This is a genomic window from Vibrio harveyi NBRC 15634 = ATCC 14126 = KCTC 12724 (assembly GCF_001591145.1).
Classification (GTDB): domain Bacteria; phylum Pseudomonadota; class Gammaproteobacteria; order Enterobacterales; family Vibrionaceae; genus Vibrio; species Vibrio harveyi.
Window position 1 is genome coordinate 114,334 of sequence record NZ_BCUF01000009.1, and the last position, 20,952, is coordinate 135,285.

Here is a 20,952-nt window from a genome sequence, read left to right on the forward strand (position 1 = left end):
TATGAATGATTTGTTTACGAAAACCGATTATTCGCTTTACTCCAACTCTATGTCGTTTCTACGTCGACCGTACATCAAAAATCCAGTATCGGCAGACGCAGACGTTGTGGTGCTAGGGGTTCCTCTGGACATGGCGACTTCTGGTCGTCCTGGTGCGCGTATGGGACCAGATGCGATCCGTCGTGCGTCAGTAAACCTTGCTTGGGAAGGCAAGAAGTTCCCTTGGGACTTCAACGTATTTGATAAATTGAAAGTGATCGACGCAGGTGACCTTGTATTCGATTGTGGTGACGCGGAAGATTTCACTTACCGTCTAGAAGCGGCAACAAGTGAGATTCTAAAGAGCGGTAAGACAATGCTAGGCTTGGGTGGTGACCACTTCATCACGCTACCGATCCTACGTGCTTACGCAAAACACCATGGTCAAATGGCATTGATTCACTTCGATGCGCACACTGACACTTACGCAAATGGCAGTTCTTACGACCACGGAACTATGTTCTACCATGCGCCAAAAGAAGGTCTGATTTCTGCGAAGAACTCAGTTCAAATTGGTATTCGTACTGAATATGACCAACAAGATCATGGCTTCAATGTCATCAACGCGATGCAAGCAAACGACATGTCGGTAGAAGAGATACTGGCAGAGATTCGTCGCACGGTTGCGGATAAGCCTGTGTATGTCACTTTTGACATCGACTGTCTGGATCCGGCGTTTGCACCGGGTACAGGTACACCAGTTTGTGGCGGCCTGAACTCAGATAAAATTCTGAAGATCATCCGTGGTTTCGTTGGCATGAACATCGTAGGTATGGACGTGGTGGAAGTCTCACCTCCTTACGACCACAGCGATGTAACGGCCTTGGCTGGCGCAACTATCGCACTTGAGTTGCTTTACGCCTATGCTTCAGGTCGCGAATAACGAAAGTTGTTCTAAATGAGCGCAGTATTTCAAGGGGAGCTTCGGCTCCCTTTTTCGTTTTCAACACTCAACAAAAATAGATTAGATTTTCTAATCCAAATCATAGATTTTTATCTTGCTCAACTTCACACTTTTTGATTGCTAAGTCCGCACTCAAGCTCTAATATCTCGCGCCTAGATTCCCTAATTACTTTGTTTATTTGGCTCTCCTATATGGAGCGCTAAGGCTTTTTACGTCTTAAATTTCTGGAGAGATACGCAAATGTCCGCCTCGTTTCCATTAGCGAAACTTACCTTTTTAATCGCAATTCTGACTGCCGTAGGTCAAATGACTCAAACGATGTACGTGCCTTCTATCGGTCATATGGCGGGTGAGTTCTTGGTATCAGCGTCTTCACTTCAAGCTGTGATGGCGTGTTACCTGATCCCTTACGGTCTATCGCAGTTTGTATACGGCACGCTGTCCGATCGCCTTGGTCGTAAGCCAATCATTATTGCGGGTTTGATCATCTACATTCTCGGAACTTTGGTAGCGCTGTTTGCTCATGAGTACGAATGGTTTCTAGCAGGCAGCTTCATCCAAGGTTTGGGTATTGGCTGTGGCGGAGCTATGTCTCGTACACTGACTCGTGACTGCTTTGAGGGCGCTGAACTGCACCGCGCAAACAGCTTGATCAGTATGTGTGTGATTTTTTCGCCATTGATCGCGCCAGTATTGGGCGGTTATCTAACCGAAGCATTCGGCTGGCGATCTAGCTACCTATTCCTTGCGTTATTCGGTATTGCCGTTGTGATCACCATGATGACAAGCATGATGGAAACCTTGCCTAAAGAGCGCCGCAAACATGAATCTGTTGCGAAGAGCTACAAGTTCGTACTATCAGACAAACGCTTCCAAGGCTTCTTATTGGTATTGGTTGCCACGTTTGCAGGCGTTGCAGTATTTGAAGCAGCAGCAGGTGTGTTGTTGGGTGGTGTACTTGGCTTGCCAGCAACCACGGTCAGCTTGCTATTTGTCTTGCCGATACCGGGTTACTTAGTCGGCGCTGGTCTATCGAGCTATATTGCACAACGCCGTTCTGAACGCCGTGCTTTGAATGTTGGTCTAGTGGCTATCTTAGTTGGCTCAGCAGTGGTATTGATTCCGGGTCTGTTTGGTCTAACAACGGCGTTGACTCTGATTGGCGGTGCAACCATTTACTTCTTGGGTGCAGGCATTTTGTTCCCAGCGGCAACTACCGGCGCACTTTCACCATTCCCATACCACGCAGGCACTGGCGGTGCCATTTTGGGTGGTATGCAAAACCTAGGCGCAGGCATCGCAACGCTATTGGCTTCCTTCTTCCCAGCGCAAGACCAAATGCCACTTGGCTGTCTGATGATGGCAATGTCGATCATCGCCATGCTTGGTCTACGTTGGGTTAATCGCAAGCACGACCATTCAAACGAAATGCCATTGGCAATTTAAAACCTGCCTCTCATCACTCAAAGGGGACATGCTGAAAAGTGTGTCCCTTTTTTGTTGTACGCATCTTCCCCTCCAGTTCTCATCCACCAGCATTTACATTTAACATCCCTGTAAATCTTTGCTAAAAAGAACAGTTGCTTACACAAATTTATAGATTTGCCATTCAACATTCATTGGAAGAAACCTGTGCTTTAACTCTTAAATAAAAGAATGGCGATACAACAAGAGTAAGGTACACAATAAGGACACACAGATGCGTTTCACTTTAACTACGTTGGCCGTATCGGTCGCGCTTGTCGCCGGATGCAGCAATCAAGGAATACCAACCATGAACCATTACTCTCAATCTCAACTCGTTGCTCAACAAACTCAAGCACCTGTTGCTAAAAAAGTGCCACATGCAATGACGATTCATGGTGACACCCGAATCGATAACTACTATTGGATGCGCGATGATGAGCGCCAAGACCCAGAGATTTTGCAACATCTTGAGCAAGAAAATCAGTATGCAGAAACCGTTCTAAAACATACTGAAGCACTACAAGAGCAATTATTCGAAGAGATCAAAGGTCGTATTGCGAAAGACGATAACTCAGTACCAGTACGTCGAGGTAACTACTTCTATTCAAATGAAGTAACAGGCGATAACGAATACGAAGTGCACATGCGTGCGAAAGACTTTGCAGGCAAAGACAAGCAAGTCATCCTAGATGTAAATGAACTGGCGAAAGAGCACGAGTTCTTTAGCACTGGAGGCTTATATGTGAGCCCAAATGAGAACTTGCTGGCTTACGGTGAAGATACGTTAAGCCGTCGTGTTTATACCATCAAAATCAAAGATCTTAATACCGGCGAATATCTACAAGATGAAATTGAAGGTGCGTCGAGTGCTATCGCATGGCAAAACGACAACAAGGCTTTCTATTACATCAAGAAAGATCCACAAACACTGCTTGGTTATCAAGTATACCGCCACGTACTAGGCACTCCGCAAAAGAGCGATGAACTGATTTACGAAGAAACCGACAGTGCTTACTACACTTACTTGAGTAAAAGTAAAGATGACGAGCAAGTGTACATTTGGCACTCAAGCACCGAAACGAGTGGTGTATCAGTCATTGACGCCAACAATCCAAACGCAAAAGCTGAAGCTTTCTACCCACGAGAAACAGGCATTGAGTACAGCATCGCTAAATTAGGTGATTGGTACTACATCTACACAAACTATCAAGCAGTAAACTTCCGTTTAATGAAAGTCAAAGCAGAAGAGATGCATGATCGTTCTAAATGGGTCGATGTCGTCCCAGCAGACGACAATACTCAACTTGTCGATTTCGACTTATTTGATGACCACCTTGTGTACGAGCAACGTGCGAATGGTCTATCAACAGTTAAAATCCGCCAGCTATCAACGGGCAAAGAGTTCCCACTTGAATTTAACGACAGCGCGTTTGCTGCTTATCTAACAGGCAACTATGAACTCGATAATTCTAAAGTTCGTATCTACTACAGCAGCCTAACCACACCTGGTACTTACTATGATTTCGACCTGAATACGGGTGAATCTGAAATAATGAAGCAAACACCGGTGCTAGGCGATTTCGATGCGGATAACTATCAATCAGAGCGCATCATGGTAACCGCTCGTGATGGAAAGCAAGTGCCAGTATCATTGGTTTATCGTAAGGACCTGTTTAAGAAAGACGGGACCAATCCAATCTACCAGTACGGCTACGGCTCTTACGGATCAACAATTGAACCAACGTTCCGTTCAACCCGCCTCAGCTTACTTGACCGCGGATTTGTGTACGCTATCGCTCACATTCGCGGCTCAGAAATGCTTGGACGCCCTTGGTATGAAGATGGCAAAAAGCTCACTAAGCAAAATACCTTTAATGACTTTATTGACGTAACAAAAGGGCTTGTTGAAGAAGGCTACGGCGCAAAAGACAAAGTGTTTGCGGTTGGTGGCTCTGCCGGTGGTCTATTAATGGGTGCGATCATTAATCAAGCACCGGATCTCTACCGTGGTATTGGCGCGCATGTTCCCTTTGTTGATGTCGTAACGACCATGTTGGATGAGTCTATTCCTCTAACGACCAACGAATACGATGAATGGGGTAATCCGAATGATAAAACGTACTACGACTACATGCTGAGCTACTCGCCGTACGACAATGTGAAGGCTCAGAATTACCCGAACATGCTAGTGACGACGGGTTTGCATGACTCACAAGTTCAATACTTTGAACCGATGAAGTGGGTAGCAAAACTCCGCGAGATGAAGACCGATGACAATGTCTTGCTATTCAAAACGGATATGGAAGCTGGTCACGGTGGTGCGTCAGGTCGATTCAAGCGATTAAAAGAAGACGCACTAGAGTACGCTTTCTTCCTTGATCTTTTAGAGACAAAGTAAACCTGGCGTCCTAAAAAGTGTTACACCCATTTTTATAACAGGGGTTATCCACTAAAAAATGCCCGCATTGTGCGGGCATTTTTGTTGACTCTCAGTCTATTTGAAGAAAAACGCCTATTCACAGCGAATAGGCGTCAACACAATAAATGTGTTTAGGCAGTAGAAACTGTCCTATTGATTAGAAGTAGTAACGAGCACCGATTGTCCAGTAGTCGTTCTCTTCCACGTTGTAGTCATTTCCGAGGTCAAATTCATAAGCAGCAAAGGTATAGAATGAAGGCGTAACTGCGTACTCAGCTTGTAACGCTGCTTCACTGTATAGAGTCTTGCTGTCTTTATCATTTTCTACCGCTTCGTAGTTCACACTGAACGTCCAATCATTCACCCCGTAGGCTAATAGACCTTCAAGTTGTACCGTTTCTTGATAAAGAACAGAAGTTGCTGCGCCTGGGAATTTGTAATCAAAGAAATAATCATTCATACCATATACGATTGCCGCATACAGACCTGAACCGTACTTACCGTAGTTAGCAGAGAAGACATGAGATGTCGCTGATTCTGATTTAGAACCGATGTCACGGTCACCGCCACTGTATACGTAACCAAGACCAAATCCGGCAAGGCTTGTGCTCACTGCAATCTGACCACGAGCATCGTATTCATCATGTTCGCCTTGCCAGCCAAGACCGAGGTTAAATCCAAAGCCTTCACCGAACTCAAAACCTTTACGGTAGCTCAGCATTCGCTCAGCACGAGCGGAACCTAAATTATATTGGTCTGCATACAAGAAGTCGTTGGCAAACGCGATTGGTAAATCCGCAACACCAGCTACATCGTAATATGGTGACCATTGTGTACCCGCTACCACGCGACCAAACTGTTCATGCGTTGCACCAATGTAGCCCAAACGTGTGTTGAACGAGCTCGCGCCCCCGTCCAGTAATTTGATAGACCATTCACCCTTGGCATCAACTGTCACGCCATTACCAATGTCTTGTTTGCCGCCCACATTGATACGAGGAGATACGTCATGAATGCGAACATCTTCCTCAAAGTACTCACCAACACCCACTGAAACGTGGCCGCCGATAGAAAGAGATGTGCCTTCGCTATTGTAAACTTCAGCTGCGAAAGCCTGAGAACCACATGCTAGTGCCGCCACTGCAACGGCTAGAGTTTTCATTTTCATTTTTAACATCCATATAGTTGTTTATACCGGTTCGTTACGACAGCAAGACAAAAATTTTCAACACAACGAACACATACAACGTAGTAATGAAACATAAATGAAACAAATAAATTATATGCAACCAATCCAATTAATCGCTCAAAATTTGATCAAAACCACATAAAAAAAGGGAACTTTTCAGTCCCCTTCATAATTTTTGTGGTGTTTTTCGTGTTACAACTGCCAGCGCGCGAGTGGTTTCTCAGTTTTTATTCCTTTACTCCCCCAACGATCAATGACGTCAATTTGCAGTATGCGATCTGATGAAATAATCGATTGTAGCTGTTTTGAGGGTCTTTTATCTGTAATTAGCCACAGAGTTTTATCTTCTTCAAACTGAGCTTTTAAAGACAGTTTCTCTGCTTCTGACCATTCCAGTTCAGGCTTGAATTGACGATCAACAACGAACAGTTGGTTTCCAGACGCAAAATCCTCTAATGATTCCCCTAGCAAGACCACTGAATCAATCTCTTTCGCAAAGATAACGTCCTGTTGTTGATTAATCAGCTCACGTACTTCTAACATCAACGCTTGCTGGTTCTTTTCTATTTGAGCTTGATATTGAGGATAAACCTTTTGTAGATCCTCACCCACGATCGCAGCCATTCGAATTAAGTTAGTAGGATTCATCCACGCATACTTAGATGTATCACCATTGTCTAACGTCAGTGCCGCAACGCCCGGTGCTCTTGGAGATATCGCCTGAGACGCGTCAATCTCAATCAAGCGAATGTTCCCCTGACGAGCATAAACAAAAGTTGGGTCTTGATGCCAAATAGCACCCAACGTAATCGCAACGGTCGCCTCCTGCCCGGCTTTAATGGCTTGTTGTTGACCTTTACTTGCAAACCAGTTCACCAAACGTTCAACGCCATATCGCTTAGGTGGCAAGTAACTGGTTTCAATGCCTGTGCCTTGCATCAGTTGCTCAGACAACATGTAAGTCACAGGCGTGCTGGTAATAATATCTTTGCCATAAGAGAACGGTGCAAATGTACTCGTCAAAACCAAGCCCATTGTTATGATTTGTTTTTTCATCTTCATAATTGGTTATCCAGATTTAAGCTTTTCGCACAATGCGGTAGATCGTTGCCGTTAGGAAAAACGCAGCAGAGACAATAATAATTGAGGCGCCAGACGGTACCGGCAATTCAAGTTCCATTGGCAAAACGGTTCCAACCAAGCAGGCAACGGTAGCCAATAAGGATGAAAGCAAAACAAAACTGCCCATTCGCTTAGTGAGCAAGCGTGCCGTTGCCCCCGGAATAAGCAGTAACGCTCCAACCAAAACCGCACCGATAATCTTCACTGCTGCGATTGTCACGAGCGTAATCATCATGACGAACAGGTAGTCATAAAAGCTGGTGTTGAATCCACGAACACGCGCGATGTCAGGGCTAATGCAAGTCAGTAAGATTCTGTTGAAGGTCGGAATCAGTAACAATAGAATGATCAAACAGCTCACCGCAAGAATCGTTATGTCTCTGTCTGTCACCGTCAGGATCGAGCCAAACAAAACGTTCTCTAACATATGAATATTGATCTTTCGTGCCACATACATCAGCAGGGCAGCACCTACTGCCAAAGCAAGAGCGAGGAACACACCCACGAGTGTATCGTAGGGAACGTTGGTTCGATTTCGCACGAAATGCAGCAATAGCGCGAAAATCATGCAGAAGCTGAATAACCCGATAAATGGATTTTCCGGTGGTTCACCAAGTAGCACACCGATCGCTATACCAGTCAGCGCTGCGTGACCAACGGCTTCAGAAAAGAACGCCAAACGCTTCGCGATGACCAAGGTGCCCAAACCGCCCAATAACGGACCAAGAATTAGCGCTGCAACAATTGCGTTAACCATAAACGCATAAGCGAAGCTGTCACTGAGCCACCCGGCTTCTACTCCGTTGAGGGCAAATTGTCTTAACCAATCCATTACGCCGCCTCCACTTTTGCCGTGTAGTGCTTAAACAGAGACTCAATACGCTCAGGACTCAATACTTCTGAGTGATGCCCCGAAGCGACGATTTGACGATTGACAACATGCACCTGCGCATCCAAACGGCGCACCGCTGTTACGTCATGATGGACAGCAAGAACGGTTTTACCTTCTGCTACCACTTCATGAATCAAACCTTCTAGATAACGTACCCCTTGCTCATCCATACCCGTTGTCGGTTCATCTAGAACAAGTAAGCTTGGATTATCGAGTAGAGCTTGGGCGAAGAGAACACGCTGTTGCTCACCGCCAGATAGTTGTCCCATACGACGATCACTTCTTGTTGCCATACCAACACGCTCTAATTGAGCTAGCGCCTGTTGAGCTTGCTTGGTTTTACGGCGCCAAAACAGAGGCACACGCGTTTGGTTAAGCAGTACAAAATCCATGACCGTCAAAGGTAAGCTGGCTTCAAACATGGCTTTTTGTGGTACGTAACCTATTTTTCCGGCTTGCTCAGCCTCCACCCAATGCACCGAGATGTCACCCGAAAATGGTGTAAGTCCTAAAACCGAACGTAACAATGACGTTTTGCCACCACCGTTTGGTCCCATAATCACATGGCATTGACCCGCTTCAAAACAAGTCTGAATGTCTTGCAGAATAAGGTTGTCCCCGTACTGCAAGCAGACTTTATCAAGAGAAATCGAAGGACCTCGCATTAGGCTTTCTCCTGCTCATGCTTGCTTGCAACAAACTTCATCGCCTCTATTAAGGTTGCTACGTTGTCGCGCATCTCCACCTCGACTTTGTCGGCTTCGTATTCGCCGTGCGTCATGTGAGAAAAGCGATATAGCTTCACGCCCGTCGCTTCTTCGATCGTATCAACAAAACGATTTGGCATATTCAGCTCGTAAAATAGAACATCAATACCAGATTGGCGGATCTTCTCGATGGTTTCCTGTAGCTGACTAGCGCTTGGCTCTACGCCATGAGCAGGTTCGATTACCGCGGCTACATCGACGCCAAACTCTTGTAGAATGTATCCATAAGCATTGTGCGTTGTTGCGACCTTCATACCTGCTGTATCTAGCTGCCCTAGAGACAACATCGCATCACGCTTTAAAAGGCGAAACGTTTTTGCGTACTTTCGCGCATTTTTTCGATAAAAAGCTGCGTTTTCTGGGTCAAGTTTGCTCAACTCACTGGCAATGGTGTAAACCTTTTGAATCGTGGTGGATAGTCCAACAAAGGTATGTGGATTCACTGCACCTTTACCAACGGATTGCCCCATAGCGGGCAATAGTGGAACTTCCTTATTTGCCTCAATCACCACCAGATCGTCGCGCTGCGCAGCTTGAATAACTTTCAGAGCAAAATCATCATGCCCAATACCATTGACGACAATCACATCCATCTGATTCAATCTTTTAAGATCATTGGGTTGGGGCAAATAGTTATGAGGATTGAACCCTGCATCGACCAAAGGAATGATCTCGGCTTTATCACCGACCACCGCTTTTACATAGCTGTAGTAAGGTTGCAAAGTGATACCAATGTTGAGCGTTTCGGCAAAACTTGAAGCGGAAGCGACCAGTAAAGCACTAGCCGTTAGAATTCGACGTAAGAGAGAGCGTGTCTTCATAGTTGTTATCATGTTGGTTATTGCTTAATGCTTATGAGGGCTTGCAGGAGAAGAAGGCGTTAACACGATTTGTTGCCAACCACTTAGCTTTCGTTGACTTTGCTGAGTTAAGCCCTCGATATCGATAGAAACAGCCGTAGAAAACCAGATATCAGCATGCTCGTGACGGCTATCAAGTAGCATCGAAGCTGAACCTTCATCGTCCTGTCTCAAGCCAAGATAAAGTCCTGCATCCAACATCTGCCATTGATGAGAACCTTTGCGCTGCCAACTTTGGTCTTTAACAAATGGAGCGAGCCAAAACGTTTCGAGTTCACTGACTTCAGGCCACTCACCCTCATCAATGTGGAGATCTCGAATTTCCTCATGAGCAAGTTTAAGCTCTGCAACCATTGCCAACTCTTCTTGCCCAAGGTCAGTCATCAACACTTGATGCTCGAGTGCTTCTGCGTGCTCAACTTCGGTTTGATGATAGGGCAATAAGGCGGCAGACACCGCAAGAATGCCGGCGATGGTTAATGCCACCCATTTACCTTCGCGACTGCCATTATCCGGTCGAATTTTCTGAGTGATCATTTCTCTTTCAACTCAACCACATCAACTTCTACTGGGTTTTCATGCCCTGCGTCGAAAACAAGATAAAAATCCATTTGAGGATGAGTGAACTCAGCGATAGAGCGCTTGTCTGTGGTTACTTTGGCAATCAAGTTGTCATCGTAATCGTACATTTCAACGTCATAGTCCACTGCGGTAGAACCATCGGAGTAACCTGCTTCACAGATGACTTTGTCTTGTTCTAAATGGCAGCTCATTAATGGAAAGTGCGCCGCAGCTTGAAAGGACAGTAAGCCGCCCGAAAGAGCGGAAGCGATAAGAATAGAGCTGTTTTTCATGGTGTATCCAAAATGGCTCAGTGGGGCACTGAGCCTAAACTTGATTAATTTAATTGCGTTTCGAACGTTAGGTGAACATTCACACTGGCTTTATCTGCGAGAGGATCGTTTTTCAGCTCACCTTTGTAGTTGGCTTTCATCAAATAGCGACCAGCCACCTCTGGAGTAAACGTAATTTTGCCTTCTTTATCACTCACGACATCCATTTGTTCTTGGTGGTTTCGGTAAAGGGTACCTTCACGAGTAATTTCGGCTGTGACACCTTGTTGAGGCTCACCATTAAAGAAGAATTGGAAAGTCACCGCTTCGCCTTCAATGATGTCTGATGGGTGAGTGATCGGTTTCATCTCTAGCAGCTTGCCTTCAATTTCCAGCGCTTTTTCTGTCGGCATCCCCACCGTCACGTAACTTTCCGCTCGGGTATAGCTCAGTTGCGTAACAACATCACGTGCTTTTTCTGGAATAACACTTGCGCGATCAGCTTTACTTGCTCGAGCCCACTTAACTGTGTCGCGGCGACCCGCTTTGTATTGGGTGTAGTAGCTTGGTTGGTTGTTGATCGCGACCTTGTGTGTGCCTTCTTCTTCAAAGTAGAAATCAAACATCGAACGACGTTTACCACGAACAACAAAGTTCGGACGCTCCGAACGACCATCCGGCATGATCACAAATGCTTGATCGCTGCCCGCTGGTTTATCAAAAACAAACGTACCGTGAGAGGCAGTCACATCAAACGTCAGCCAATCACCACCTTCTTTTGATACTGTAAAGTGAGAAGGCAAAACCCAACGAGGGTGCGCTTGTGCTGTTGTTGCAGCTGCTAGCCCCATCGCCATTACACTTGCTAGTGCCACCGCTTTCATTTTGGTTTTCATCGTTATTCCTTCTCTATTACTTAACTTGGTAGTTGACGGTAATCATGCCCGTCTCTTGGGTTGGTTTGATTTGATAACGAACTTCGCTGTCCGCTAGTTGCATCTTTTGTCGCAAATAATTCCGTCCACCGTGCTCGCGTACCACTTCAACATGCAACGTGTAAGTACCTTGTTCGAGTCGCAGACCTTCATCATTGGTGCCATCCCAAATAAAACGGTATTGACCAGCGGGACGAGTAGCAGACGTCACGGCGTCCACTAATTCGCGATCATAACGACCCACCTTTCGCCACCAGCTTCGAAGATCTTTTAGCCATTCATCTTTACCAACCCATAACTGGATGGTTTTTACCGGCTTGCGCTTATCATCTTCAATCCATACTGCAACATAAGGACGGGCGTACATTGATGTATCAATTTTTGGCAACTCAAATTCAAAATCGACTTTGGCACGATCAGGCAAGGGGGCAGCAAAAAGCGAAAGAGGCATCAGCGCAGCAATAAGTGTTAGTTTGCTTAATGAGTTGCGACGCAAAAATCGGTCTGTGTTTAACATAGGGGAATTCTCTGAATAGAGGCTGTTATGGCACAGCAACAAAATAAATAACGAGCGACAGCAAGGTGCCAACAGCCATCCACTGCATCGACGTTCTTAAAGTCTTTTTCTTTGGTAGTAGCAAACACACTCCGGTTAGAACAAAGAACACCATCAATAATGCAGTGATATCAATGAACCACTTCCAAGCATCGCCACTATTGCGACCTTTGTGCAGATCATTCAGTAGCGCGACAATGCCGTAATTCGTTGTTTCAACTTCAGCCTCTCCCGTGGTCATATCGACAAAAACGGTAGCGTTATAACCCGGACCTTTAAAATCCAAAGAAAGCTCGCCAATCACTAACTCTCCATCTTCGATTTCGGTATAAACATCCAAAGCCGACGGAGTGCCGCGCAAATGGGTTTCTTGAGTTAGGAAGTTCAATAGAGCCGAACGATTGGGTTGGAAGCTGCCTTCAGTTGCAAAAAGTTGCTTTGAAGGGATCGTGAGTGTGTGTTGTTGAATGATTGGCTCACTGCGCTCAAACAATGCTGGTCTGTTCAAGGTGATGCCCGTTAAGGCAAAGAACAAGGTCACCAATAAAAGAGCCATGGAAACGTAAATGTGCAGACGGCGAGCCCAAGTTTGGACGCCTTTGCTTTTGAGCAACATAAAAAAACAATCATCACCAATAAATGAGGGCTTAATTTAGGTGATAATCATTCTTATTGGCATTTAATTTACATTGTTTACGTTTGATAGAATAGAAAGGCTCCCCACATGGAGGCAAGAGCCTATAGGAAAATCTTATCGAGCTAAGATTGGGTAAGTAAAGAAAATCAAGTGACAGAAGTTAAACACAAAATGGGCTAATACAGCACACCATAGGCGCCCAGTGAAGTGGAAAACAAGACCGTACCCTATCCCTGCAAGTCCAGCAAATACCATCAACAATGGACCGCCTGCAAAATGAGCTAAACCAAACAAAATGCTTGCCACCACCAAACCCAATCGCCAATCAAAACGACGAGATAATGACTGCTGGATAAACCCGCGGAATAAAGCCTCTTCTGCAACACAAGTTAATACGAGGTTATTCAAAGCAAACAGCCACCACCATGACGGCAAATTAAACTCCGGTTTTAGAGCACCAAGCATAACGGCAACTGGCAATAGTGAAAGCAGGGGTATCATCACCAGCAGCGCAGGCTTTATTCTTATTTTTGACTCACCGCCAAGCAGCATAGGATAAGCAAGAAGGAGAGCAAAGAAGGCAAGTGGCTTGTCCAGATTAAGATACATTGAGAATGGCGCACTCTGTGGTCCCGCGGATACCTTGTCGAGAACTTGCAGATTATTAAAGCCAGGGATCAAATGGACAAAAAGCATCACACACCAAAGGACGACAATCCCCCACCCTAGGTAGTAAATAGGTTTCATCTTTGGATTCAATGCCAGCATCGGCAACCGGTATGAGACTCCAAGAACAACCAACGAACTGATCAGCGCGATGAGCTCAATTCGATCAAAAACAAATGCACCTAGCAGTGTAAGTCCAAGCAATGCGAAGGCTGCCCTTTGTTGCCGAGCAAATGCCGCGCCAATTGCTAATACAAGCGGTAGCCAAATCAAAATGGCAGAATCAAGAATCATGTATTTATCCTTATAAAAACTGACGGTCCAGTCTTAGTGCTGGGTAGTTGTAATATAACCTTGTCCCCAAGTAACCTCGAGATATTTGCTGCAACGAGAATGACTTAGTTTGTAGACGCAGCAGCGATTAAAAGAAATCGAACCTGCTCACTTCTATAAAAACAAAAAGACCCGAGATCTGACTCGGGTCTTTCGATGCTATGAAATACGCATTAACTATTCTGGCTTGCTTTGGCTTTGCGCAATTGCGTTAGGTACTTCACCCAACTCTCAGCTTGAGTCGAAGGCTTAATTTCATTGGCACGTTTCGCATTTGCAAGCGCATCCTCAAAGCGTTTCAACTTGTAGTAAGCTCGGGCTTTCACCAGCGCCACATCAGCCTTACGACCAGTCACTTTATCCAACGTCGCTAACGCTTCTTTGTAATGACCTTCTTGCACTAATAACTGGGACAAGTTCCAGTTATATTTTCTGTCCAATTGAGCCGCAACATGCCAACTCTCAATCGATTTGTCCCACTCTTTTGCTATTTGCCAATATGTCGCTTGCTGCGCTTTTAACTTGCTGTCTGAGTTGATGTCTTTCACCTCTTCTAGCACCAAAGCTGCGCGCTCTGGAATACCACGCGCACCATATAACTGAGCAAGAAGTCGTAAATCATCTTGACTAAGTGCGACACCCTTTAGTTTTGCAAGCGCCAATGCATCAAGAGCGCGTTTGTTATCATCAACAAGAAGATAGAGCGCAGCTAGCTGACGCCACCACTCCACACGCTCAGGTTCAATCGCAATCAAACGCTTAATCGTACCGATGGCTGGCTTCCATTTTTGCAGCTCAAGTTCGGCTGACAACTTGATAGACAAAGGACCAATTTCATCTGGCTGACCAAACTTTTCATAGCGCCCCATCGCAGACAAGACTTTGTTCCATTGACTCAACTGGTAGTGAGACTGAGCGATACGCAACCAAATCTCATATGCCTTCTGAGTTTCAGGAACAGATTTACTTAAGTCGTAGTAGTGAGGTAATGCCTTTGAAAATTGCTGCTCGTTAAGCAACATATCCGCTAACATCTTGCGCGTTTGCCAAGCTTGATCATCGTCTAAGAGACCGCTATTAACCGCAATCTCTAGCTGCTTGATAGCCGACTTCACTTGCTCATTTTGCCAGTACAAAATCCCAAGCATACGCGCGACAAATGCACGATCATAACCGCGCGATAACTCTAATGCTTCAAGCGTTGAAATAGCTTCTTGCAACTTTTCGTCTTGAACCAAATTATGCGCACGTTGAACACGAGTCGCGGTGTATTGACTCAGTTCATTGGCAGTCGTCGTAAAAGCGCATAGGCTCAATACTGCACCGATTAAGAATTTCTTCATCATTTGGCTAAATTGAACTCCACTTTTCGGGTTTGCCCGTACTGCTCAATTGAGACACCGTTTTCAACCTTCGGCTGATACTTCGACTTCTTCAATGCTCGAATCGCTTCTTTCTCAAACATACGTTTTGGCTTGGCATCAAGCACTTCGATATCCTTTGGACGCCCCGCAGCATCAATAGTAAAACGTAGCATCACGTAACCTTCGATTTTGCGTTTCAGTGCCTTACTTGGATAGCGTGGCTCTGGGCTATACAAAGGGATCGCTTGCTGATTACCCATAGTGCCTTTCAAGTTTGGAGCACTAATAGCAATACCATCAAGAGAAGTGTTCAAGCCCAATGCACTGATTGGCGTCACTTGACTCATCGGCTCAACTTGCGTTTGAGCCTGAGACAAATCCATCGGCTCTGGCGCTTTTGGTGGCTCTGGCTGTTCAGGAACCGAGCGTTGACGACGCTGAACATCCGCATCATTCTCGATCATAACCATATCAAAGCGCACCGCTTCAGAGGGCTTTGGTGCTCGCTGATTGCCTTTATCGACCATCCACGCCATAAAGCTAAACAAGCTCACCGCAATCAAAACTGACACGGGTAGCGCGAGTAATAGCCTTTTCATTAAGGTTTCTCCGCCGCCAAAGCAATGTTCTTCACACCAGCGCCTTTCGCGGCATCCATGACTTTCACAACTGTGCCATTGTAAGCATGCTCATCCGCTTGAATTACAAGCGCTGCGTCTGGTTGCTCCAGCAGTAAGTGCTCAATGGTGGCTTCAACACGCTCAATATCCACTAAACGTTTATCGATGTAGACATCATTTGCTGCCGTCACGGCGATAAAGATGCCTGCGTCTTTTTGACTGACCACATTGGAAGCTTGTGGGCGATTAACTTCTACACCTGACTCACGTACAAATGAGCTAGTCACAATGAAGAAGATCAACATGATGAATACGATATCCAGCATCGAGGTTAAATCGATCTGGGCTTCATCTTGTTGATTTGGTCTACGTCCGAGTCTCACTTCTGACTCCTTAAAGATTGTTCTAACTGGAGGGCTTTGCGTTCACACACTTTGCTTAAACGAGCATGTACAAACATACCTGCAAGTGCTGCAACCATACCTGCCATTGTAGGTAGTGTTGCAAGTGAAATACCGGAAGCCATCAATTTCGGATTGCTACTGCCTTGTGTCGCCATCACGTCAAAAACCGTGATCATGCCCGTTACCGTGCCTAACAAACCTAGCATTGGGCAAATTGCAACCAACACTTTGATGGTTGATAGGTTTTGGCGCAGTTCAATTTGTGCCTTTGCAATCCATCCTTCGCGGATTTGATGCGCGTACCAAGAGTAGTGGTCTGCTCTTGCTAGCCACTGTTCACAAAGCTGTCTCTTCACCTTCGGAAATTCCGTTGTCAGATAAAGAACACGCTCCATAACCAGCAGCCAGCATACCGCTACAACGGCAGCCAGCCACCATAGGATCTGCCCACCTTGCTGCATAAAGCTCGCCAAGGTCGAGGCCCAATCCTCACTGACCAAACCCAATGTGTTGAGTAGGATCTGCTCCATTACGCTGCGTTCTCCGCTACCGTGTTAGAGGCATTTTTACCCTTTGGCATATCACGTTCAGCTTGCTCTGCCACAAGACCAATACCTTGTTTTTCTAAAATATTGCGAATGTTCTCTGCTTGAGAGCTCAATACGTTATGAGCAAGAAGCAATGGCATCGCAGCCACAAGACCAAGGACAGTTGTCACAAGTGCCATTGAGATACCACCCGCCATGACTTTTGGATCGCCATTACCAAACTGAGTGATAACTTGGAAAGTTTCGATCATACCCGTTACCGTACCAAGCAGACCCAGCATAGGTGCTAGCGCGGCAAGCAGCTTAAGCATCGATAAGCCTTTCTCAAGGTGAGTTTGTTCATCAACTACCGCTTCCAATAGACGCAACTCTAACGCTTCAACACTACGGTGCTTATCCTTTTGGTATACCGCTAGAATTCGACCTAGAGGGTTATCCTCTGGTTGAGTTGGGCTCTTAAGTTGTTTCGCGATCTTTTGACGAGCGATGATCAATGACACACCACGAACCAGCGCGATGATCAAGCCAATAGCGAGTAAACCAAGGATGATCTTACCCACCACGCCACCTGCGTTTAGGCGATCTGCCATGGTTGGAGAATTTGCTAACTGGTCAAGGAGAATGCCACGCGATGGGTCAATCACGAGTGAGTCAATGTCTCCTGAGCTTAATGTGCTTGCCGTAGGACCGTTTTCAGGCTGACGCAGATAATTCACCGCATCACCACGCTGACCATTCCACTTCACATAGCCTGCGTTGTCCAACAACGCCATTGAGCCTAGACGGACACCATCAACATTTTGCTCACGGCCCTCACCATCCAACAAGGTGAATGACACATTCGCCATCTCACCACTTGCTTTGACTTGCTCTTCCATACTGCGCCACATTGCACGCAGTTGAGGTAATGTCGGCAGTGATTTCGCTGCAACGATATCATCAATGTTTTTTTGGTATGAGTTAGCGTCGACACCTGTTACAGAGTACTTAAGCTCCGACTCCAATTCTTTTGCATTTTGACGAACTACGCCAAAAAGCTCACCTAAGCTGCCTGTTTCTAGGCGAAGTTTCTCTTCAAGTTGGGCAAGCTGCGATTCGTTTTCGCTGAACGTAACACTCAGGGTGTCCGCTTCTGCTTGCAACGCTGCACGCTCGGCAACAAGCTGGTTTTTCATCGCTTGCAACTCTTGCTGCGTTTTCTTAAAACCAGATTCACGAGCCACATTGTGCGACTGCTGTTGACGATTTTCTTGTTGTGCTTTCTGCAATAATGCGTCACTAGCGAATGTTGTGTGAGGTAGAAGAGCAGCAGAAGAAATCAGCGCAACCGATAGCCATTTTTTCATCATTTATTTGCCCTCCGCTACGTTAAGAGACACTGGCAGAGTAAGCATACTCGGTGCAATCTGTTTGTTCGCCATCGCAAACGCTTTGTCTAGTTCCGCTTTTTGCTCAGTGCCCACTGCTTGCCATTCTTTTTGTTGCTGTGACCAGCTCCAGAAGTGCTCACCTGATAAGCTACGTGCAACCAATGAAACACGACCTAGGTAAAGGATATCGGCTTCGACTTGATCATTACTATCTAATGCTATCTTGCCTTGGTAAACACCAATCTTAGAGCCATAGTCCATCTCAATTTGGTACGCCTCAAGAATACGGCGGAACTTCTCAGCATCTGCGACGTCTGCGCGAGTCATCATTGCATCCAGCTTTGCAATACGCTCTTCACGTTGTGCCTTGCGGATCGGTTTATCATTAGCGACGATACTCTTAAGACCATCAAGCATGTGGTACATCAGTGGCACGACACCTTGGCGAGTCTGAGCGATTTGTTCGATTTGCTCATTCAGACTAGCCACTTCTTCGTTTTGACTGTCTACCAAACTAGATAGGTGATCACGATAAATCTTCAAGTTGCCAACTTCTTCTTGTAACTGCTCTATTTCAGCCTCAAGAGTCAAAGATTTCTCTGCACTTACATCAATACGCTTCTGGCTAACAGCCGATGCTTGATTGGTTTTACTCTGCACTGCTTGTGCATCGTTAAGATTTTCCGCTTGAACGGGAATCAAAACCGATGAGATCAACAGAGCGATACTTGATTTCATTAGATTCATACGAGTTATATTTTCTGTTTTCTAAAAACGACTAAAGGGGAAGACCAATCTTCCCCTTTAAAAATCATATTGTTATCAGTACTTGAACTGAATTGTTGCCATGTAGTTTCGACCTTCGCCTATCACTACATTTGTTGCACCATCATAGTTGTCCGGGTTCGTACTACCGCCACCTGCTAGGTAGTCAGTATCAAACACGTTTTCAACATTGAATCGGGCCACAATATCTAAGTTCTCATCATACTTGTGTGTGTACGCCACGCCCATATCAACACGCGCATACCCATCTTTCTTAAACGTGTTCGCTGCGTCACCGTAGCGCTCACCCTCATAAATCACGCCCAAGTTTACATTCGTATTGTCTTGGACCTTGTAGCTAGACCAGACGCTTGCAGAAAGCTCAGGCACATCAGCTGGGCGATTGCCTTTTAGTTTTGCACTTTCTGTAATCTCTGCATCTAGGTACATTGCAGAAGCAGTTAACGAAAGCTTATCTGTAACAAACCCTTGCGCTAAGATTTCAGCGCCTCGGTGCACTTGCTCACCATCTTGAGTAGCAATCTGTTTTTTTGAGTCGTTAGGATCGACGATATCTAATCGTACATTTTCTAATGTGATGTCAAACAGCGCACCGGTTAAGAATAAACGCTCATCAAACAGTTCCCACTTAGTACCCACTTCATAAGAAATACCACGCTCAGCCTCTAGTTCTTCTCCATCATTGGTAAAGTCAGAGTCAGCCACAGCACCTTGTGGCATGAAGCTTTCAGAGTACTGAACATAGATTGAACCATTACTCGCAGGATGAAAGATAACGCCTAGCTTTGGTGATACTTGGCTCTCAGTTAATGTATCGCTGCGCTTTTCATCGTAGCGAACACCTGCAAGTACCTGCCAGTAATCGTTAATTGTCATCATATTTTGCGCGTAGATACCCCATGTATCATGCTCGCTAGTCGGCCATTTTTTCGAGCTACGATACCCTGGCTTTGGCACCGTTTGACCCGGCTTGACACTAGACTCTTGGTGGAATGCCATAAAGCGGTCATAACTGTAATCTAGGTAGTTTGCACCAATTAAAAGTGTGTTATCAGTATCAAGCAAAGAGAAGTCAGTCGTAACGTCTACATACGCAGTATCAAACACCCAATTGTCTGAACGATCATTCCCTTTGTGCTTAATCACATTTTTTTCTTCATAGTCATCAAACTTAGGGTAAGACTCCACATCAAAACGCTTGAAATCTTGACGGTTGTATCCTGCTTTGACGTTTACGTTATCCGCGACTTGCGCATTAATATCGATACCGTAGTTTTCTACATCGTTATCAATCTTCGACCATTGCGCATCCCAAATATACTTGTCTCCAAGCACAGGCTTACCGTCTACAATGTAAGCACCAGAATCCACACTGCCTTCATCTTTAGTCCTGTCATAATGAGCAGAAACCATCACGTTTTCGGTAATGTCGTATTCAACAACCAGACCACCGACAACTCGGTCAGTTTGTGGCTCTGTGCCATCACCATACTTACGCCAAGAGCCGTAACTCTCTTTTGCAAGAATTGCGCGCGCACGCAATGTCTCTTCTTCATTCAGTGCACCACTCACATCTAAAACAGTGCGTGAGTGATCGTTTGAACCAATATCTTGGCTCAAGCTAACTTGTGTTTCTGTTGTTGGCTTCTTAGAAACCATGTTCACAAGACCACCTGGCTCAGATTTGCCGTAAAGTAGACCTGATGGACCTTTAAGTATCTCTACACGCTCTAAAAGCTCAATTGGCTGACGGTAGTGTGACCAGTGCTGACGACCATCACGTAAAAAGCCGTCAGAACTGCTAAGTTCAAAACCGCGCAATGAGAAACGCTCACGGTTACGACTCGTACCACCGGCACTAACACTCGCGTCATTTTTTAGCACTTCACCTAACGTGCTTGCACGCTGCTCATCAATAACCGCTTCATCAATCACAGCAACTTGTCCTGGGGTCTCCAGTTGCGTCATTTCCATACGCATTGCTGTTGTATTGGTATCAGCTTTGTAACCAAACTCGCGACCTTCAACAACAAGGTGCTCATCCGCTTTTTGAACTTCCGCCACTGCAGGTGCTGCTAACACCGCCCCAATCACTAACGCCAGTTGGCTTTTAGAAAACATGCACATTCACTCCAAAATGTTGGGTTACACATAGGTGCTATGTGATTCCCTTCTACTTATTTTGCGAGAGAATATAAGTGATAACCATTACCATTTGCATTAAATTTACATTCTTTGCA

General features: G+C 45.6%; 21 protein-coding genes. 3 read left to right on the forward strand and 18 right to left on the reverse strand.

The window, feature by feature from the left end; translation table 11 throughout:
• Position 1: 1 nt before the first annotated feature.
• From speB to VHA02S_RS07245, 3 genes are all read left to right on the forward strand, one after another.
• Positions 2 to 922, forward strand: a complete 921-nt coding sequence (speB, locus tag VHA02S_RS07235) for an agmatinase (RefSeq protein WP_038899462.1) — start codon at positions 2 to 4, stop codon at positions 920 to 922.
• 262 nt (positions 923 to 1,184) lie between these two features.
• A complete protein-coding gene (gene emrD / locus VHA02S_RS07240) occupies positions 1,185 to 2,390 on the forward strand; it encodes a multidrug efflux MFS transporter EmrD (RefSeq protein WP_009705122.1) in 1,206 nt (401 codons plus the stop codon).
• A 253-nt stretch (positions 2,391 to 2,643) separates the two neighbouring features.
• Positions 2,644 to 4,809 (forward strand): S9 family peptidase, encoded by a 2,166-nt coding sequence (locus VHA02S_RS07245; RefSeq protein WP_029789610.1) that lies wholly within the window; start codon positions 2,644 to 2,646, stop codon positions 4,807 to 4,809.
• A 178-nt stretch (positions 4,810 to 4,987) separates the two neighbouring features.
• On the opposite strand, the gene VHA02S_RS07250 is transcribed toward VHA02S_RS07245, so the two are convergent.
• From VHA02S_RS07250 to VHA02S_RS07335, 18 genes are all read right to left on the reverse strand, one after another.
• Positions 4,988 to 5,998: a porin gene (locus VHA02S_RS07250; protein WP_005453282.1), complete on the reverse strand. Its 1,011-nt coding sequence runs from the start codon at positions 5,996 to 5,998 to the stop codon at positions 4,988 to 4,990.
• A gap of 213 nt (positions 5,999 to 6,211) precedes the next feature.
• Entirely contained in the window at positions 6,212 to 7,081 is an 870-nt protein-coding gene (locus VHA02S_RS07255) for a metal ABC transporter solute-binding protein, Zn/Mn family (RefSeq protein WP_017817369.1), read from the reverse strand.
• A gap of 16 nt (positions 7,082 to 7,097) precedes the next feature.
• Positions 7,098 to 7,973: a metal ABC transporter permease gene (locus tag VHA02S_RS07260; RefSeq protein WP_005453280.1), complete on the reverse strand. Its 876-nt coding sequence runs from the start codon at positions 7,971 to 7,973 to the stop codon at positions 7,098 to 7,100.
• On the reverse strand, positions 7,973 to 8,698 hold the full coding sequence (locus tag VHA02S_RS07265; RefSeq protein ID WP_029789612.1) for a metal ABC transporter ATP-binding protein: 726 nt from the start codon (positions 8,696 to 8,698) through the stop codon (positions 7,973 to 7,975). Before VHA02S_RS07265 ends, VHA02S_RS07260 begins: the two co-directional genes overlap by 1 nt.
• A complete protein-coding gene (locus tag VHA02S_RS07270; protein ID WP_005453278.1) occupies positions 8,698 to 9,621 on the reverse strand; it encodes a metal ABC transporter solute-binding protein, Zn/Mn family in 924 nt (307 codons plus the stop codon). The genes VHA02S_RS07265 and VHA02S_RS07270 overlap by 1 nt, the downstream gene beginning before the upstream one ends.
• Before the next feature lie 24 nt (positions 9,622 to 9,645).
• On the reverse strand, positions 9,646 to 10,197 hold the full coding sequence (locus VHA02S_RS07275) for a DUF6162 family protein (RefSeq protein ID WP_038899463.1): 552 nt from the start codon (positions 10,195 to 10,197) through the stop codon (positions 9,646 to 9,648).
• Complete coding sequence (locus VHA02S_RS07280) at positions 10,194 to 10,514, reverse strand: hypothetical protein (protein ID WP_005453276.1); 321 nt, start codon at positions 10,512 to 10,514, stop codon at positions 10,194 to 10,196. The genes VHA02S_RS07275 and VHA02S_RS07280 overlap by 4 nt, the downstream gene beginning before the upstream one ends.
• A 44-nt stretch (positions 10,515 to 10,558) precedes the next feature.
• Positions 10,559 to 11,389, reverse strand: coding sequence for a DUF4198 domain-containing protein (locus VHA02S_RS07285; RefSeq protein WP_005453274.1), 831 nt, complete (start codon positions 11,387 to 11,389; stop codon positions 10,559 to 10,561).
• Between the two features lie 16 nt (positions 11,390 to 11,405).
• Positions 11,406 to 11,945, reverse strand: coding sequence for a DUF2271 domain-containing protein (locus VHA02S_RS07290; protein WP_009696846.1), 540 nt, complete (start codon positions 11,943 to 11,945; stop codon positions 11,406 to 11,408).
• 25 nt (positions 11,946 to 11,970) lie between these two features.
• Positions 11,971 to 12,600 carry a PepSY-associated TM helix domain-containing protein gene (locus VHA02S_RS07295; RefSeq protein ID WP_038899464.1) on the reverse strand — a complete coding sequence of 210 codons (630 nt, stop codon included), beginning with the start codon at positions 12,598 to 12,600 and terminating at the stop codon, positions 11,971 to 11,973.
• Between the two features lie 135 nt (positions 12,601 to 12,735).
• Complete coding sequence (locus VHA02S_RS07300) at positions 12,736 to 13,581, reverse strand: CPBP family intramembrane glutamic endopeptidase (RefSeq protein WP_005453268.1); 846 nt, start codon at positions 13,579 to 13,581, stop codon at positions 12,736 to 12,738.
• A 212-nt stretch (positions 13,582 to 13,793) separates the two neighbouring features.
• A complete protein-coding gene (locus tag VHA02S_RS07305) occupies positions 13,794 to 14,966 on the reverse strand; it encodes a tetratricopeptide repeat protein (protein WP_038899465.1) in 1,173 nt (390 codons plus the stop codon).
• Positions 14,963 to 15,583 (reverse strand): energy transducer TonB, encoded by a 621-nt coding sequence (locus VHA02S_RS07310; RefSeq protein ID WP_005453264.1) that lies wholly within the window; start codon positions 15,581 to 15,583, stop codon positions 14,963 to 14,965. Before VHA02S_RS07310 ends, VHA02S_RS07305 begins: the two co-directional genes overlap by 4 nt.
• Entirely contained in the window at positions 15,583 to 15,987 is a 405-nt protein-coding gene (locus VHA02S_RS07315; RefSeq protein ID WP_005453262.1) for an ExbD/TolR family protein, read from the reverse strand. The genes VHA02S_RS07310 and VHA02S_RS07315 overlap by 1 nt, the downstream gene beginning before the upstream one ends.
• The gene (locus VHA02S_RS07320; RefSeq protein WP_038899466.1) at positions 15,984 to 16,538 is read right to left on the reverse strand and encodes a MotA/TolQ/ExbB proton channel family protein; all 555 of its coding nucleotides are present in this window, start codon (positions 16,536 to 16,538) and stop codon (positions 15,984 to 15,986) included. Before VHA02S_RS07320 ends, VHA02S_RS07315 begins: the two co-directional genes overlap by 4 nt.
• The gene (locus VHA02S_RS07325; RefSeq protein WP_009696843.1) at positions 16,538 to 17,905 is read right to left on the reverse strand and encodes a MotA/TolQ/ExbB proton channel family protein; all 1,368 of its coding nucleotides are present in this window, start codon (positions 17,903 to 17,905) and stop codon (positions 16,538 to 16,540) included. Before VHA02S_RS07325 ends, VHA02S_RS07320 begins: the two co-directional genes overlap by 1 nt.
• Positions 17,906 to 18,673 carry a DUF3450 domain-containing protein gene (locus VHA02S_RS07330; protein ID WP_038899467.1) on the reverse strand — a complete coding sequence of 256 codons (768 nt, stop codon included), beginning with the start codon at positions 18,671 to 18,673 and terminating at the stop codon, positions 17,906 to 17,908.
• Between the two features lie 75 nt (positions 18,674 to 18,748).
• Positions 18,749 to 20,833: a TonB-dependent siderophore receptor gene (locus VHA02S_RS07335; RefSeq protein WP_038899468.1), complete on the reverse strand. Its 2,085-nt coding sequence runs from the start codon at positions 20,831 to 20,833 to the stop codon at positions 18,749 to 18,751.
• Positions 20,834 to 20,952: the final 119 nt, after the last annotated feature.

What these genes read in the sequence shown, in the direction of transcription:
- VHA02S_RS07325 (WP_009696843.1), bottom strand. Translation starts at nt 17,905, where the DNA reads ATGATGAAAAAATGGCTATCGGTTGCGCTGATTTCTTCTGCTGCTCTT.
- VHA02S_RS07305 (WP_038899465.1), bottom strand. Translation starts at nt 14,966, where the DNA reads ATGATGAAGAAATTCTTAATCGGTGCAGTATTGAGCCTATGCGCTTTT.
- VHA02S_RS07260 (WP_005453280.1), bottom strand. Translation starts at nt 7,973, where the DNA reads ATGGATTGGTTAAGACAATTTGCCCTCAACGGAGTAGAAGCCGGGTGG.
- VHA02S_RS07310 (WP_005453264.1), bottom strand. Translation starts at nt 15,583, where the DNA reads ATGAAAAGGCTATTACTCGCGCTACCCGTGTCAGTTTTGATTGCGGTG.
- VHA02S_RS07265 (WP_029789612.1), bottom strand. Translation starts at nt 8,698, where the DNA reads ATGCGAGGTCCTTCGATTTCTCTTGATAAAGTCTGCTTGCAGTACGGG.
- VHA02S_RS07270 (WP_005453278.1), bottom strand. Translation starts at nt 9,621, where the DNA reads ATGAAGACACGCTCTCTCTTACGTCGAATTCTAACGGCTAGTGCTTTA.
- VHA02S_RS07275 (WP_038899463.1), bottom strand. Translation starts at nt 10,197, where the DNA reads ATGATCACTCAGAAAATTCGACCGGATAATGGCAGTCGCGAAGGTAAA.
- speB (WP_038899462.1), top strand. Translation starts at nt 2, where the DNA reads ATGAATGATTTGTTTACGAAAACCGATTATTCGCTTTACTCCAACTCT.
- emrD (WP_009705122.1), top strand. Translation starts at nt 1,185, where the DNA reads ATGTCCGCCTCGTTTCCATTAGCGAAACTTACCTTTTTAATCGCAATT.
- VHA02S_RS07245 (WP_029789610.1), top strand. Translation starts at nt 2,644, where the DNA reads ATGCGTTTCACTTTAACTACGTTGGCCGTATCGGTCGCGCTTGTCGCC.
- VHA02S_RS07285 (WP_005453274.1), bottom strand. Translation starts at nt 11,389, where the DNA reads ATGAAAACCAAAATGAAAGCGGTGGCACTAGCAAGTGTAATGGCGATG.
- VHA02S_RS07300 (WP_005453268.1), bottom strand. Translation starts at nt 13,581, where the DNA reads ATGATTCTTGATTCTGCCATTTTGATTTGGCTACCGCTTGTATTAGCA.
- VHA02S_RS07320 (WP_038899466.1), bottom strand. Translation starts at nt 16,538, where the DNA reads ATGGAGCAGATCCTACTCAACACATTGGGTTTGGTCAGTGAGGATTGG.
- VHA02S_RS07290 (WP_009696846.1), bottom strand. Translation starts at nt 11,945, where the DNA reads ATGTTAAACACAGACCGATTTTTGCGTCGCAACTCATTAAGCAAACTA.
- VHA02S_RS07255 (WP_017817369.1), bottom strand. Translation starts at nt 7,081, where the DNA reads ATGAAGATGAAAAAACAAATCATAACAATGGGCTTGGTTTTGACGAGT.
- VHA02S_RS07280 (WP_005453276.1), bottom strand. Translation starts at nt 10,514, where the DNA reads ATGAAAAACAGCTCTATTCTTATCGCTTCCGCTCTTTCGGGCGGCTTA.
- VHA02S_RS07295 (WP_038899464.1), bottom strand. Translation starts at nt 12,600, where the DNA reads ATGTTGCTCAAAAGCAAAGGCGTCCAAACTTGGGCTCGCCGTCTGCAC.
- VHA02S_RS07250 (WP_005453282.1), bottom strand. Translation starts at nt 5,998, where the DNA reads ATGAAAATGAAAACTCTAGCCGTTGCAGTGGCGGCACTAGCATGTGGT.
- VHA02S_RS07330 (WP_038899467.1), bottom strand. Translation starts at nt 18,673, where the DNA reads ATGAATCTAATGAAATCAAGTATCGCTCTGTTGATCTCATCGGTTTTG.
- VHA02S_RS07335 (WP_038899468.1), bottom strand. Translation starts at nt 20,833, where the DNA reads ATGTTTTCTAAAAGCCAACTGGCGTTAGTGATTGGGGCGGTGTTAGCA.